The 14865-nt window shown below is 38.6% G+C and carries 14 protein-coding genes and 2 pseudogenes; 6 read left to right on the top strand and 10 right to left on the bottom strand.

The window, feature by feature from the left end; all coding sequences use genetic code 11:
- Positions 1–19 precede the first annotated feature (19 nt).
- Complete coding sequence (locus GUU89_RS13955) at positions 20–589, bottom strand: hypothetical protein (RefSeq protein WP_162128482.1); 570 nt, start codon at positions 587–589, stop codon at positions 20–22.
- Between the two features lie 59 nt (positions 590–648).
- Here GUU89_RS13955 and lpxK point away from each other — a divergent pair, with 59 nt between their 5' ends.
- Both lpxK and GUU89_RS13945 read left to right on the top strand, forming a co-directional pair.
- Positions 649–1668 (top strand): tetraacyldisaccharide 4'-kinase, encoded by a 1020-nt coding sequence (lpxK, locus tag GUU89_RS13950; RefSeq protein ID WP_162128481.1) that lies wholly within the window; start codon positions 649–651, stop codon positions 1666–1668.
- Complete coding sequence (locus GUU89_RS13945; RefSeq protein WP_162128480.1) at positions 1640–2452, top strand: purine-nucleoside phosphorylase; 813 nt, start codon at positions 1640–1642, stop codon at positions 2450–2452. The genes lpxK and GUU89_RS13945 overlap by 29 nt, the downstream gene beginning before the upstream one ends.
- Here the strand turns inward: GUU89_RS13945 and GUU89_RS13940 are convergent.
- The 9 genes from GUU89_RS13940 to GUU89_RS13900 form a co-directional block, all read right to left on the bottom strand.
- Positions 2449–4617 carry a tetratricopeptide repeat-containing hybrid sensor histidine kinase/response regulator gene (locus GUU89_RS13940; RefSeq protein WP_162128479.1) on the bottom strand — a complete coding sequence of 723 codons (2169 nt, stop codon included), beginning with the start codon at positions 4615–4617 and terminating at the stop codon, positions 2449–2451. The genes GUU89_RS13945 and GUU89_RS13940 overlap by 4 nt on opposite strands.
- A gap of 42 nt (positions 4618–4659) precedes the next feature.
- Positions 4660–5661, bottom strand: coding sequence for a type I glyceraldehyde-3-phosphate dehydrogenase (gene gap, locus GUU89_RS13935; RefSeq protein ID WP_162128478.1), 1002 nt, complete (start codon positions 5659–5661; stop codon positions 4660–4662).
- Positions 5654–6523 carry a cation diffusion facilitator family transporter gene (locus GUU89_RS13930; protein ID WP_162128699.1) on the bottom strand — a complete coding sequence of 290 codons (870 nt, stop codon included), beginning with the start codon at positions 6521–6523 and terminating at the stop codon, positions 5654–5656. The genes gap and GUU89_RS13930 overlap by 8 nt, the downstream gene beginning before the upstream one ends.
- A gap of 14 nt (positions 6524–6537) precedes the next feature.
- Positions 6538–7407 (bottom strand): lipoyl synthase, encoded by an 870-nt coding sequence (gene lipA, locus GUU89_RS13925; RefSeq protein ID WP_162128477.1) that lies wholly within the window; start codon positions 7405–7407, stop codon positions 6538–6540.
- 354 nt (positions 7408–7761) lie between these two features.
- Positions 7762–8658 carry an FkbM family methyltransferase gene (locus GUU89_RS13920; RefSeq protein WP_162128476.1) on the bottom strand — a complete coding sequence of 299 codons (897 nt, stop codon included), beginning with the start codon at positions 8656–8658 and terminating at the stop codon, positions 7762–7764.
- A 31-nt stretch (positions 8659–8689) separates the two neighbouring features.
- On the bottom strand, positions 8690–9253 hold the full coding sequence (locus GUU89_RS13915; protein ID WP_162128475.1) for an MFS transporter: 564 nt from the start codon (positions 9251–9253) through the stop codon (positions 8690–8692).
- Entirely contained in the window at positions 9163–9663 is a 501-nt protein-coding gene (locus GUU89_RS13910; protein ID WP_235922086.1) for an MFS transporter, read from the bottom strand. Before GUU89_RS13910 ends, GUU89_RS13915 begins: the two co-directional genes overlap by 91 nt.
- Complete coding sequence (locus tag GUU89_RS13905) at positions 9663–9932, bottom strand: hypothetical protein (protein WP_162128473.1); 270 nt, start codon at positions 9930–9932, stop codon at positions 9663–9665. Before GUU89_RS13905 ends, GUU89_RS13910 begins: the two co-directional genes overlap by 1 nt.
- Before the next feature lie 99 nt (positions 9933–10031).
- Complete coding sequence (locus GUU89_RS13900) at positions 10032–11180, bottom strand: C1 family peptidase (RefSeq protein WP_162128472.1); 1149 nt, start codon at positions 11178–11180, stop codon at positions 10032–10034.
- Between the two features lie 194 nt (positions 11181–11374).
- Here GUU89_RS13900 and GUU89_RS13895 point away from each other — a divergent pair.
- The 4 genes and pseudogenes from GUU89_RS13895 to GUU89_RS13880 all read left to right on the top strand — a co-directional run bounded on the left by GUU89_RS13895 (position 11375) and on the right by GUU89_RS13880 (position 14857).
- Positions 11375–12147 (top strand): annotated as a pseudogene (locus GUU89_RS13895) (1,4-dihydroxy-2-naphthoyl-CoA synthase).
- Positions 12148–12175: 28 nt separating this feature from the next.
- Positions 12176–13126 (top strand): 1,4-dihydroxy-2-naphthoate octaprenyltransferase, encoded by a 951-nt coding sequence (menA, locus tag GUU89_RS13890; protein ID WP_162128471.1) that lies wholly within the window; start codon positions 12176–12178, stop codon positions 13124–13126.
- 18 nt (positions 13127–13144) lie between these two features.
- Entirely contained in the window at positions 13145–13822 is a 678-nt protein-coding gene (locus tag GUU89_RS13885) for a metal-dependent hydrolase (RefSeq protein WP_162128470.1), read from the top strand.
- Position 13823: 1 nt separating this feature from the next.
- A pseudogene (locus tag GUU89_RS13880) lies at positions 13824–14857 on the top strand (o-succinylbenzoate synthase).
- The last annotated feature ends 8 nt before the right edge of the window (positions 14858–14865 follow it).

The raw sequence follows: 14865 nt of genomic DNA, 5'->3' as shown, positions 1-14865 counted from the left end.
TCTGCCAACGGCGTTCTACTTAAGTCGCCCATTCGTTTAAATATTCTTTAATAGTCCAAAGACCGTTTACTTTTTCGAGCAATAAAAAGCTACCGCTGTTATGTTCAATGTTTCTGTAAAAAGCCACTTTTACCAAAGTTAAATTGTTCTTGGCAAAATAAATCGGTTTGCTGACAATCATCAGGCGTTGGTTGTTTTCCCCATGACGGTCGGAAACGGTTTTGTATTCTTCAAACGACAGACAGGCGTTGACTTTGCTTTTCAAATACTGGTTCTGATTGTTAAACAGTGCAGTATATTCTTTGTCCCAATCCTCATTGACAGTGATATCGATTTGCTTTTTGATTTCGTCGGCATTTTTTTTCAGGACATCACTTTTTGAAATGACTTCTAAAACCTCCTCGTTGTTCGGTGCTTTTTTGCAATAAAAACTGAGCAGTTGTAATCTTCCTTTGGCAATGACTTTTTCGTTTTTGTAGTATTTGGTAAAAATGATTTTCAAAATAGCCACATTATCGGCTTCCTGTGAAAAAGCTGCGGGAGCAATCAGCAATAAGACCAAAAGGATTTTTACTAAACGGAATTTCATTTGGGCAGTGTAAATTGAATAATTTTCATTCAAAGATAAAAAATCGTTACTTTCGTGCTATGATTTTGTTGCGAAAATTACTTTTTCCTTTTGCCATTCTTTATGGCTTGGTGACTTCTCTGAGAAATTATCTTTATGATAAAGGGATACTGAAATCCTATTCTTTCGATATACCGGTGATTGCTGTTGGAAACCTTAGTGTAGGTGGTACCGGAAAAACTCCGCAGATAGAGTATTTAATTCGGTTGTTGTCGCCCAAATATAAAGTAGCAACGTTAAGCAGAGGCTACAAAAGAAAATCCGAGGGCTTTATTTTGGCTGATAGTACCAGCAATGCGGAACTATTAGGCGATGAACCGTTTCAGTATTATCAAAAGTTTCCTCAAATTCAGGTGGCTGTAGATGCTGACCGACGCAATGGGATTACACAATTACTAAATCAGAAAGACCGACCGGAAGTTATTTTGCTGGATGATGCTTACCAACACCGCAAAGTTAAAGCCGGATTTTATATTTTACTGACATCCTATGGCGACTTGTTTTGCGATGACTGGATGTTGCCTACAGGAAATCTTCGGGAAAGCCGCAGTGGTGCCAAAAGAGCGAATATGATAATTGTCACTAAATGTCCGCCTACTATTTCTCAACTTGCACAGGAAAAAATTGAAAAGCAGCTTGGTTTAAATGTGCCGATATTTTTTAGTTGTATAGATTATGATGATAAAGCTTATAATACTACATCGAGTTTGGAAGTGTCAGCTGTAAAATCACAAGCTAAAGTTTTGGTCGCGGGAATTGCAAAGCCTAAACCTTTTTTTGAATATTTGCAATCTGATAATGATGATATTATGGTTTTTTCCGACCATCATGATTTTAGCGAAAGCGAAATATTGAACATAAAAAATAAAGCGAACGATAAAATTGTTATTACAACCGAAAAGGATTTTGTACGTTTGAAGACTGAAATTTTAAAAGAGCAATTATATTATTTACCTATCAAAAGCAAGTTTGTCAACAACTCAGAGACTTTTGATCAAATTATTTTAAACTATGTGGGAACTTGTTCAGGAAACTGTTAATTACATAAAAAACAAAACCAACTTTACGCCGGAATACGGTGTTATTTTAGGCTCCGGTTTAGGGAGTTTTACCGATGATATAAAAATTGAATTTACATTGCCTTATAACGAGATTCCTAATTTTCCGGTTTCTACGGTAGAAGGGCACAAAGGAGCGTTGGTTTTTGGAACCATTGGTGATAAAAAAGTAGTAGCCATGCAAGGAAGATTTCATTATTATGAAGGGTATTCTATGCAGGAGGTTACTTTCCCGGTGCGTGTGATGAAATATATTGGAGTGACTAAATTAATTGTATCTAATGCTTCAGGTGGTGTAAATCCGGCTTATAAAGTAGGTTCAATTGTTTTGATAAAAGACCATATTAACATGATGCCAGAGCATCCGCTCAGAGGTAAAAATGATTCTCGTTTCGGTCCAAGATTTGTAAATATGAGCGAGCCTTATAGTCTTAACATGATTGCTAAGGTTAAAGCTATAGCGACAGCTTCAGCTATTGAAGTACATGATGGTGTTTATATGGGATTGCAAGGACCTACTTTTGAAACCTTGCACGAATACAAAATGGTGAAAACCATCGGGGCTGATTGCGTCGGAATGTCTACCGTTCCCGAAGTAATCGTAGCGCGTCATATGGAGTTAGAAACGTTTGGTATTTCGGTTATTACAGATATTGGCAGCGAGGAACATTTAGAATCCATTACGCATGAAGAGGTATTGAAAGCTGCTCAAGCAGCCGAGCCGCACCTAAGACAATTAATCAAAGAATTAATTGTGCAGTACTAAGCTAAATTTTGGGCAATCACCCGATAAAAATTTTCCGGTTCAAAAGGTTTGGTAATAACATCAGTCATGCCAAAGGATAACAGCATTTCCCTATTTTCATTTAATGAAATAGCGGTTAGTGCTATGATTGGTTTTTTGGAGTCAAATTCGCGGATGTGTTGCGTGGCAATGGTTCCGTTGATGCCCGGCAAATGAACGTCCATCAACACCAAATCAAATTTATTTTCAGCACGAAGCAACTCGATAGCTTCTTCGCCGTTGTCAATGATTTTGCATTTGATGCCTTTGTTTTCCAGCATTTTTTTGGTCACCATTTGGTTGATTTTATTGTCTTCTACCACCAAAATATATTTGTCTAACAGTACATCATCCGAATAGAATTTAGGTTTTTCTATCGTGATTTGCTGTTCACCATGAAGCAGGTTTAATTCAAATTCAAAAGTGGTTCCTACGCCAACTTCACTTTTCAGTGAAATTTCGCCACCCAACAAATCAACCAATTTTTTCACAATGGTTAAGCCCAAACCGGTACCACCGTATTTTCGATTGATTTCAATTGAACCTTGCGAAAAGCTGTCAAATATGGTTTCCTGTTTTTCTTCCGGAATACCAATGCCGGTGTCGCTTACGGCAAAATTGATTCTTGAAAAATCGTCTCCGTTTTCAATCAGTCGGGCCATGACGGTAACGCTTCCGTTTTTGGTGAATTTTAATGCGTTATTAATTAGGTTGATAAAAATTTGAGATAGTTTGGTAGGATCGCCCAAGAGCACATCCGGTACGTTTTCATCAATATTCAATGTAAATTCGTTGTTGTTCTTAGAGGCTATTTCGCTCATTGAATGCTGAATGTCGACCAACAGTTGTTTGATGTTAAAATCGATATATTCAATTTCAATGTTATTGGATTCGATACGGTTAATTTCGAGAATTTCATTAATAAAAGTCAGCAGGTAATTGCCTGAAAACTTTAACGAATTCAGATAATGCAATTGGTTTTTCTTGGGTTTGTCTTCCAGTAACAAATGGGTGATTCCGTTGATGGCGTTTAACGGCGTTCGCAATTCGTGACTAACCGTTGATAAAAATTCAGCTCTGGCTTTAGACGCTTTTTCGGCTTTTTCTTTGGCAATCTGTAATTCAAAATTTTTCTCTTTCAGCAGTATATTCGATTGGTTTCGAATGATGTTGTTTTTATACAATGACAAACTTAAAAGCGATAAAATCGAAATCAAGGCAATGGCCAAAACACTGATTAGCTTGGCAAATTTGTTTGTTTTTTGTTGGGCTTCATTCTCGCGGGTCATGATCTCAATGGCTTTCAAACGCTCACTTTCCTTAAAATCTACATAGTCATTGGAGTCTAATTTTTTATTGTTCAACTGCGATAAACTGTCTTTCAGTTGGAGGTGTGCTTTTAAGAAAGCATGCGATTTTTTGATATCGAGCAGTTTTTCATATACCGTGCTTAAGTCGAGCAGGATTCTCACTTTTTGATCAAGGTTTTTGTCTTTGGCATTGAGGGTTAAGGCTCGGTTGAGGTAGTTAGCGGCCAAGTTGTTGTGATTCAAATTTTCTTCAATGGTACCCAGCTGGTACAAAGCTTCGGCTTTTGTTTTGAAAAAATCTTTAGAATCATTGCTGGATACTATTTCGTTGAACAATTTTGAGGCCTGTTCGGTTTTGCCATTGTTTTTATATAAAATACCTTTTTGCAAATTCAAAAATCCTGAGCTGTCAATTTTTAGCAAATAATAAATAGATTGTGCTTTATCAAAGTTGTACTCGGCTTTGCCAAATTCTTCCAAATTCATATAGCAAAGGCCAATGTTGTAGTAGCACAACGCATAATCGGCTGAAGGAGGAAGTTGGCTGTAGAAAGCTGCACTTTTAGAAAACGTTTCGATGGCATCGTTCATTTTCTTTAGCTCTGAATAGGTTGAACCCAATGAAAACAGCGCCGCCGCTTTTCCTTTAACGTTATCCTGACTTTTGGCGTAGTTGTAGGCTTTTTGAGCAAAAGCTAATGAAAACTTATAATTGTTGGTTTTTTTATTGAAGTTGGCCAATTGTATATAATAGGCCGTGCTATCGATTTTATCGGTAGTTTTTGGTTGTCCGAAACTCAGCGTTTGAAATAGTAATATAAGCCAAAACCATTTCATAAATTGTAGATTACATAGCATTAGGAATGCTAAAAATAAGAATTATTTTTTTAACAAAATAATCAAGTCGATAATTCGGCTGGAATAGCCAATTTCGTTATCGTACCAGCCAACTACTTTTACCATTTTATCAATGACAGAAGTTAGTTGGGCATCAAAAAGACATGAGTTAGGATTGCCCAAAATATCGACCGAAACTATAGGGTCTTCGGTATAGGCCAGTATTCCTTTTAAGTGGGTTTCAGCGGCTTTTTTAAAGGCCGAGTTGATTTCTTCAATGGTCACTTCTTTTTTGACATAGCAAGTAATATCAGTCAAAGAACCATCAGGAACCGGTACGCGGATGCCACTACCTCCAATTTTACCATCCATTTCGGGGAAAATTTTCGTAAGCGCTTTGGCAGCGCCGGTAGTGGTGGGAACAATAGATTGACTGGCTCCTCGGGCACGGCGTAAATCTTTATGGGGTTGATCGTGCAAACTTTGATCAGTAGTATACGAATGGACAGTAGTAATGTAAGCTTGTTCAATGCCACACAATTCGTTAATGACTTTTATCATTGGGGCAGCATTGTTGGTGGTGCAACTGGCATTAGACACTATTGTTTCTGTTCCGTCCAGTATGTTTTCGTTTACACCAAGTACTACGGTTTTGATTTCGGGTACTTCAGAAGGAGCGGAGAGGATTACTTTTTTGGCTCCAACGATCAGGTGCTGATTAATATCTTCAAACGATTTGTATTTTCCGGTGCTTTCTACCACAAAATCGATGGCAAGGGCTTCCCAATTCAGCTTCCCGATTTCTTTTTCATGAAAAAACAAATAAGGTTTTCCATCCACAATAATAGCCTGGTTATCATAAGACACTTCGTTAGGCAATACGCCGTGGATGCTGTCGTATTTAATCAAATGCGCCATGGTACGATTGTCAGCAATGTCATTGATAGCCACCACTTCGAGTGTAGGATGATTCAAAAGCAATCGAAACAAATTGCGTCCAATTCTTCCAAAACCATTAATAGCAATTCGGGTTTTCTTATTCATGGGGTTCAATATGGATTAAAATATGACCAAGTTGCGGAATTTCAGCTCGCAGGGTATCTTTCAGTAAATGCGCTATGTCGTGTCCTTCTTTTACCGTAATGTGAGCATTTACCGTAGCATGCAGGTCAACGTGATATTTCATGCCTGCTTTTCGGATAAAACATTTTTCGGTATCAATAACGCCTTCAACTTTATGGGATACTTGGCGTATGTCTAAAATCAAATCGTCGTATAAATGTTCGTCCATAATTTCGCCCAAAGCCGGTCTGAAAATTAAGTAGCTGTTGTAAAGTATAAATCCAGAGGCAAAAAGTGCCGCCCAATCATCTGCCGATTCATAACCTTTGCCTAAAAGCAATGCAATAGCAATTCCGATAAAAGCAGCTACGGAGGTGATAGCATCGCTTCGGTGGTGCCACGCATCAGCCTTTAAGGAAGAACTGTTGGTTTCGATTCCTTTTTTCATCACTTTGCGAAAAGAAAACTCTTTCCATATAATGATGATTCCCAGTATGATTAATGTCCAGGCTTTTGGTAAATTATGGGGGGTGTTAATGTTTTGAATGCTTTCATAGGCAATAATGGTTGCCGAAGTAATTAAAAACCCGACCACTATAAAGGTAATTAAAGGCTCTGCTCGGCCATGTCCGTATGGGTGATTTTCATCCGCAGGACGGTTAGAGTATTTTAAGCCAAACAAAACAAGGAAAGACGAAAAAATATCGGTAGTCGATTCAATCGCATCAGCAATCAAAGCATAAGAGTTGCCAAAAATACCTGCTACACCTTTAATCAAAGCCAGACAAGCATTGCCGATTAAACTAAAGTAAGTTGCTTTAATAGCCGATTGTTCGTGCGTTATTTCCATTTAGGCCACTATAAAATATGTTTTTCAGCATGGTAGGAAGAACGAACCAAAGCGCCGCTCTCTACATGGCGGAATCCCATTTCCTTCCCGATTTTTTCATATTTCTCAAATTGCTCCGGGGTAATGAATTCTTTTACAGGCAGGTGTTTTTTACTGGGTTGTAAGTATTGTCCAATGGTTACGATGTCAACATCATTATCCCTAAGGTCGCGCATGGTTTGGATTACCTCTTCTTCGGTTTCGCCAAGACCCAACATGATGCCCGACTTGGTACGGCGAACGCCCTGAGCTTTTAAGTATTTCAATACCGCTAAACTACGGTCGTATTTGGCTTGTATGCGGACTTCACGCGTCAAACGACGTACGGTTTCCACGTTGTGCGATACTACTTCCGGATTGGCTTCTACTATACGGTCAATGATTCTTTCTACACCTTGAAAATCGGGGATAAGGGTTTCTAAAGTCGTTTCAGGATTCATTCGGCGGATGGCTTGTACCGTTTCAAACCAAATGATGGACCCCATATCTTTTAAATCATCGCGATCCACACTGGTAATCACAGCGTGCTTGATTTTCATAATCTTAATAGAACGCGCCACTTTTTCGGGTTCATCCCAATCTACCGTTTCCGGACGACCGGTTTTAACTCCGCAAAAACCACAAGAGCGGGTACAAATGTTTCCTAAGATCATGAATGTAGCGGTACCTTCTCCCCAGCATTCGCCCATATTAGGGCAGCTGCCCGAGGTGCAGATGGTGTTGAGCTTGTATTTATCTACCAGCCCGCGAAGTTCAGTATATTTTTGACCAATAGGGAGTTTTACCTTTAGCCATTTTGGTTTTCCAACAGGTAAATTGTTATCAATAACGGATTCCATGCTTTATAATTTTGCGCTACAAAGATACAAAGGTAAATGTTAGTATGAAGTTAAGAAAGTTTTGATTTTTTGGCTTTTTGATAGGTTTTATTCCGGCAGCTTTATATCCTTTACTTGAAAATGATTGGCGCACTTTTTTTACCTTAAAAATAAATGTACCAACTAAATGGGCAAAAAATTTCAAAACAAAAAAAATGCGCCAAAAAAATGGGCAAAATTTTTAAAATGAAAAAAAATGCGCCAAAGAATAAAAAAAGTGTAGCCTTGTGGTGCGAGAGTTAAAGAATGTAGTTTGACGATTCTTGATTTTTTTGGGAAGAAAAGATGATGGCACCCATTGTTTCGGTATCGTTTTTATTTAGAAGTAATCAAACTTTTCAGTCCAATTCGTTTTGAAACTTCAGGAGTACAAATCAAATAGTTCAATGAGTTATTTCTACAAATTTTATCCATTTTTGTTATTCCGTCTGTTTCATTAATGCTGTAGAATTCATAATCCATATCGCCAATCAGTTTTGCGATACCATCAGCGATAGTTTCATTGAGGATTTCAATCAACATAGAGGGCCTGAATCGTTTTAAATGCTCCTGAAGACCTTCTAATACTTCTACTTCAAAAGTTTCCACATCAATTTTTATTAAATCAATTTTGGGAATTTCATTTTGTGTTATAAATGAATCAAGTGTGGTCACAGTTACTTTTTGGGGAATTGTCTTTGTGTTACTAGTATCTCCCGGATTCGTTAAACTGGCAGTTGTAGTATGAGCGGTGTCATGATCGTATAAAATAGCTTCTCCGTTAGTGTTGGAAACGGCATGATTAGAGGTGTGTATGTCGTAACCGTTTAATTGAATGTTATGATTTAATTTTTGGTATATTCTATCTACGGGTTCAAAGGCGTAAATGGTTGAAGTTGGATTAAGGCATTTGGCTAATAGGGAATAAACTCCTGTATTGGCTCCAACGTCAAAAATATATTCTGATTCTTTAGCTAAGGCGGACCATACTTTTAACGAATTTTTTTCCCATTCCCCATAAAGACCTTTCCAAAACAGGCATTTTTCAATAAAAAGGTATTCGTGATTTTGAATCTTGAAATTCTTTTCCTCGGTTACTGTTACTGTAAATACACCGTTAAAATTTAGTTTTCGGTAAATCTTTTTATTAGGAGTGGCTATTTTTCGTAACAGAAAACAGAATTCTTTCTTGAAAGGAAATATTTTATAGCAATAAATGAGAATTTGTTTCATCGTTTTGAGAATTAAAAAGGTCTAATTAAGATTACTCCACAAAATCCATTTCACGATTATGGGTTTCGCTGATGGATAACGTTGCATAAATGCCCATGCTAAAAGCAATCAAGCCGATAACCGCTGCTGAAAAAATGACCGTATGGTTTAGTTTTAAATGGTCAAACGCAATTAGCATTAAAGGCACTGAGCCTCGTACCATATTGGGGACACTGGTAGTAGCAGTACTTCGCAGGTTGGTGCCAAATTGTTCGGCAGCGACCGTAACAAACATGGCCCAAAAACCACAGCCAAGGCCAATCCAGCCACAATAGAAGTAATATATGTTTTCGCTTTTATTACCGCTAAAAAGAAGCAAAGCCACACCCACAAAAGTGAACAGCAGCATGTATAAAATCGTTTTCTTCCGCGAACGCAGCAGGTGTGAAATATAGCCGCAAGAAAAATCACTTACTGAGGTCGAAATGTAGGTCCACATAATAGCTTTCCCCGGGTTGATGGAAGCTATGCCCATTTCGGGAGCAAACTGATTGGCCATAAAAACCAAAATTCCGATACAGTACCAAATAGGAATGCCAATAAAAATGCAGCGCATGTATTTAACAAAAAGTACTTTGTTGGTAAAAAACGAAAAGAAATCCCCCGTTTGATGGCGGTGTTTTCTTTAACGGTTTTAAAAATCCCGCTTTCGGCCACACTGATGCGAAGCACTAAAAGCACTAAGCCTAAGCTTCCGCCTATGATATATGCGGTGGTCCAACTTCCGGCTAATTCGACCGTAAATTGGGCTACAACAGCACCAAGCACCCCAAAACCCGCCACGATAGAAGTTCCCATGGCTCGTAATTCTTTGGGCAATGATTCTGAAACCAAAGTGATTCCGGCACCGAGTTCCCCGGCCAAACCTACTCCGGCTATGAATCGCAACCAAGCATAAAGCATGGCTTTGTCGCCAAAGTTCATTTGCGGTAAAAACCCACAAGCAATATTGGCCAACGAGTACACTAATATCGAACCGAATAATACGGATAGTCTTCCTTTTTTATCACCGTAAATCCCCAAATGATGCCGCCCAAAACCAAACCGGCCATTTGATAGTTGATAATCATGGTGCCCACTTTATCCGCATCGAGGTGCATGTCATTCAGACTCGGAATGCGTACTATGCCAAAAAGCAACAAATCATAAATGTCAACAAAATAGCCTAACGCCGCTATGATAACAGGAAAACTAAATAAGATTTTGAATTTTTCTTGACGCGTGAACGTTCTCATTGGTTGGGTTTTAGAGGGCTAAATATACCAATTAAAACAAAAAACCTGCAAAAATTTCATTTCTGCAGGTTTCACTGAATCTGATTATTTGTTCTTTGACTATAATCCTAAGCTTGTTTTTGTTTTTTTGGTTAAACCGTTTTTGTTCACCATTACTGAAATCGCCTTTAATCGAACATAAGGAATGCTCATGTAAACAAAGCCATCTTTCCCTGATTTTGTTCCCCAGGAGTTTTTTACTTTGTAGTATTGATTTCCTTTTTGATCGACTACTTTTCCAACGATGTGCATCAAGTGGTCGTCCATAGTATCGTAATTTTCAAATTCGGCCTGACGGTATTCGGGCGTAATGTTTTTTTCCGGTTTGATTTGGGTCAGGATGGTTTTCGAATCGTTTTCGTCATTCGGAATCACCGCGATGCCTTTTTCGCCTGAAAATGTTTTCTCGCTTACATCAGTATCCAAAGCCAGAGTGAATCCTTTATCTAGTGCATTGTCTATAGTTTGCATAAATTCATCTAAAGGTAAGTTATAAAAACTTCCGTTGGCAAAATTATCAGGAATACTTAAAATAAACTTCGAATAAAACGGCTCGTTGGTAAAAGATGTCACCGTTACATAGTCCTCTAAATTAAGTTTGGTTGTGGCCAAAAATTGTTTAGGAGTGAGCATTTTTCCTTCGTAATTGATTTTGTTGTTATCTATGGCTTGTTGTGAGGAAACTATTTTATCACTTTCATTGAATTTACCCATGTAGGTATCTAAAACCTGTGCATAATCAGCTTTCCAATTTGGGTATTTTTTTGGGGTTTCGGCCACTGCTTTTTTTACTATGGCTTCTAATTCAGCTTCCATTTTTTCGTGATTGTAATTTGAATTAGGATCGGTTTTTCCAATAAAACTACTCTCAGGAACTACACCGTATTTTCGAGCGCTGTTGATCACATCGTGACTCAATCCGCCCTCACCAAACTGCGCTTTTCCTTGTCGCAACACATAATTTTCGGCTTTGTCAAGATAAGTATTTCGCACATTGTACATTTCAGAAAGATCGATGCGTTTGCCTGTGGTACGTATTATTTCGGCCTCAAGGAATGAAGTTGTAGAGAAGCTCCAGCAGGTTCCGGTTTGGTCTTGCGAAATCACCGGGTTGGCTTCGATATCTTTAATCGTTTGAAATTCATAAGCTTGGGAAAACCCTGTTAATCCTAAAAGTGAAAAAGCAAGGCAGAATATTGTTTTATTCATAAGTATTACACTAAGTTTTGAAATTTTAGTTGAAAAATGATTTATTTTTACGCTAAAATAATGCAATTCCTTTTGTGCGCTATTTTTTTAACTAAATTATAAGAAACTATAAATAGTAATTCTTTCCTATGAACACTATCGATTGGAAGACCGTCAGAGAATTTGAAGATATAACCTATAAAAAATGCAATGGCGTGGCCCGAATTGCCTTCAACCGACCGGAGGTACGCAATGCCTTCCGCCCGAAAACCACCGCTGAGTTACTGGAAGCTTTTCACGATGCCCAAGAAGATACTTCAATTGGCGTAGTATTGCTTTCTGCTGAAGGACCTTCTTCTAAAGACGGAATTTATTCCTTTTGCAGCGGAGGCGATCAAAAAGCCCGTGGCCAACAAGGGTATGTTGGTGACGATGGCTATCATCGATTAAACATACTGGATGTGCAACGTTTGATTCGTTTTATGCCAAAAGCGGTTATTGCGGTAGTACCAGGATGGGCTGTAGGCGGCGGACATAGTTTGCATGTGGTTTGCGATTTGACTTTAGCCAGTAAAGAACACGCCATTTTTAAACAAACCGATGCCGATGTGACTAGTTTTGATGGGGATATGGTTCGGCTTATTTGGCTAAAATGGTGGGGCAAAAGAAAGCGCGTGAAATTTTCTTTTTAGGTCGAAATTACAACGCACAGGAAGCCTTTGAAATGGGTATGGTAAATGCGGTCATTCCGCATGCTGAACTCGAAGACACGGCTTATCAATGGGCGCAGGAGATTTTGGCGAAATCACCTACCTCTATCAAAATGCTGAAATTTGCTATGAATTTAACCGATGACGGTATGGTGGGGCAACAAGTTTTTGCCGGTGAAGCCACGCGATTAGCCTATATGACCGAAGAAGCCAAAGAGGGAAGAGATGCGTTCCTGGAAAAACGCAAACCCAACTTTGAAAAGAAATGGTTGCCATAAGTCTCAAATTCTAATACGCTGAATAAATATGAAACATTGGATTGAAGCCGCGCGAGTGAGAACCTTACCGCTTTCGGTATCCGGAATTATTGTAGGGAGTTTTTATGCCCTTTCGAGCCCAACAGACGAAGTGCTGACGCCAACGCAAGTGTTTAGTTGGAAAATCTTTGGTTTGTTGATACTGACCACTATCGGCTTACAAGTCCTTTCCAATTTCGCCAATGATTACGGCGATGGGGTAAAAGGGACAGACAACGAAGACCGAGTAGGGCCGAAACGCGCTATACAAAGTGGGGTGATTACCCCGGCAGCTATGAAACGAGCTGTTATTATCACGGCGTTCCTGACTTTTTTGTCGGCTGTAGCATTGATTTATACTTCTTTTCACTTTAAATACTTTTATTATTCGGTGGTCTTTTTGATTCTCGGAATTATGGCTATTGCTTCGGCAATACGCTATACAGTTGGTAAAGGTGCATACGGGTATCGTGGGTATGGCGATTTGTTTGTGTTTGTGTTCTTTGGTTTGGTGAGTACTTTCGGGTCTTATTTTATGTTTGCCAAAGAGTTAAACTGGCTGTTGTTTCTGCCGTCAATTGCGATTGGGTTTTTGAGTGTCGGTGTTTTGAATTTAAACAACATGCGTGATGAAGAAAGCGACCGGAAAGCCGGAAAGAATACAATAGTTGTCAAGATGGGCGGTGCTGCGGCTAAGAAATACCATTTCTTTTTAGTGATTTCGGCTATGATATTGGTGCTGATTTTTGCGTTTTTAAATGACTTTCATTTTGACCAATACATCTTTGTAGTAGCTTATTTTCCTTTGGTTGGCCATTTGATAACCGTGTATAAAAACCAAAATCCTAAACTCTTAGATCCTGAGCTCAAAAAATTAGCCATCAGCACTTTTCTGTTGTCAGTGCTTTTGGCTTTGTGCCTGATTTTCTTTTTATCTGATTTGGTGGTGAATTACGTTTAATCGTTTAAATTTTAACTCATGAAAATTACATTTTACGGGCATTCGTGTATCGGTATTGAAGTCAGCGGAAAGCACATTCTTGTCGACCCGTTCATTTCTGCCAATCCAAAAGCTTCACACATTGATATACTGGCTTTAAAAGCCGATTACATACTGCTTACTCACGCACACCAAGATCACACTTTAGATGTTGAGACCATCGCAAAAAAAACTAATGCTGTGGTTGTTTCCAATTGGGAAATCGCTACTTATTACGGAAACAAAGGTCTTACCTCACATCCTATGAATCACGGCGGTAGTTGGTCTTTTGATTTCGGTAAAGTGAAATATGTGGCGGCTGTGCATTCGAGTTCGTTTCCCGATGGTACTTATGGCGGTAATCCCGGCGGTTTTGTAATCGAAGGGGAGCACAAAAACATTTACATTTCAGGCGATACGGCACTGACTTTTGATATGAAACTGATTCCGTTACGCACCAAACTCGATTTGGCCGTGTTTCCTATTGGAAATAACTTTACGATGGATGTGGAAGATGCTATCTTGGCGGCTGATTTTGTGGCGTGTGATAAAATTTTAGGATGTCATTACGATACTTTCGGTTTTATTGTTATTAACCACGACGAAGCCAAAAAGAAGTTTTTTGATGCCGGAAAAGATCTAATGCTTTTGGAAATAGGAGAGAGTATAGTGCTTTAAAATGAAAGCTACTTACCACAAATACATACTCGATTTCAAGCAACCTTCAGGTACTTCACGAGGGTTCTTACGACCAAAGAAACTTGGTTTATTCTGTTAGAAGAAAACGGAAAAACCGGAATAGGAGAATGTGGTATTCTTCGTGGACTTTCTGTTGACGACAGAATCGATTACGAAGAAAAACTAAAATGGACTTGCAAAAATATCCATCTTGGTGAGCAAAAACTCTGGGAAGAATTGCTCGAATTTCCCTCAATTCAGTTTGGCGTAGAGATGGCTTTTTTGTCTTTAAAAAGCGACACACCCTTTGATTTATTTCCTTCAAAATTTACTTCCGGAGAACAATCTATCGCTATAAACGGATTGGTTTGGATGGGAGATGAGACGTTCATGAAACAGCAAATTGAGGACAAAATCGACCAAGGATTTAGCTGTATAAAACTCAAAATCGGCGCTATTGATTTTGATAAAGAATTGAATTTATTGCGGTTTATTCGTCAAAATTTTGATGAAAATACCATCGAAATCCGAGTCGATGCTAACGGAGCTTTTGATTCAAATGAAGCTTTATTTAAAATAAATCAATTGACTGGTTTTAAATTACATAGCATAGAGCAACCAATTCGAAAAAACAACACTGACATGATGTCAGTTTTATGTAAAAGTACGCCAATTCCTATAGCTTTGGATGAGGAGCTGATTGGCGTGTTTACGTTGGAAGCGAAGCAACAATTGTTAGAAAAAGTGAAGCCACAATACATCATTTTGAAGCCAAGTTTCATAGGTGGTTTTCGCGGTACTTTAGAATGGATTGCGCTAGCCGAAAAATATAATATCGGTTGGTGGATTACCTCGGCTTTGGAAAGTAATGTGGGTTTGAATGCCATTGCTCAATTTACATTTATGCAACATAATTTGATGCCTCAAGGATTAGGAACCGGAAGTTTATATACCAATAATTTTGATTGTCCGTTGGTGGTTTCTGAGGGACAACTTTGGTATGATAAAAATAAAAAATGGTCCTTCCGTTTATAAAAAAAACC

The organism is Flavobacterium phycosphaerae, assembly GCF_010119235.1.
Taxonomy (GTDB): domain Bacteria; phylum Bacteroidota; class Bacteroidia; order Flavobacteriales; family Flavobacteriaceae; genus Flavobacterium; species Flavobacterium phycosphaerae.
This window is presented reverse-complemented; position numbering and strand designations above follow the sequence as displayed.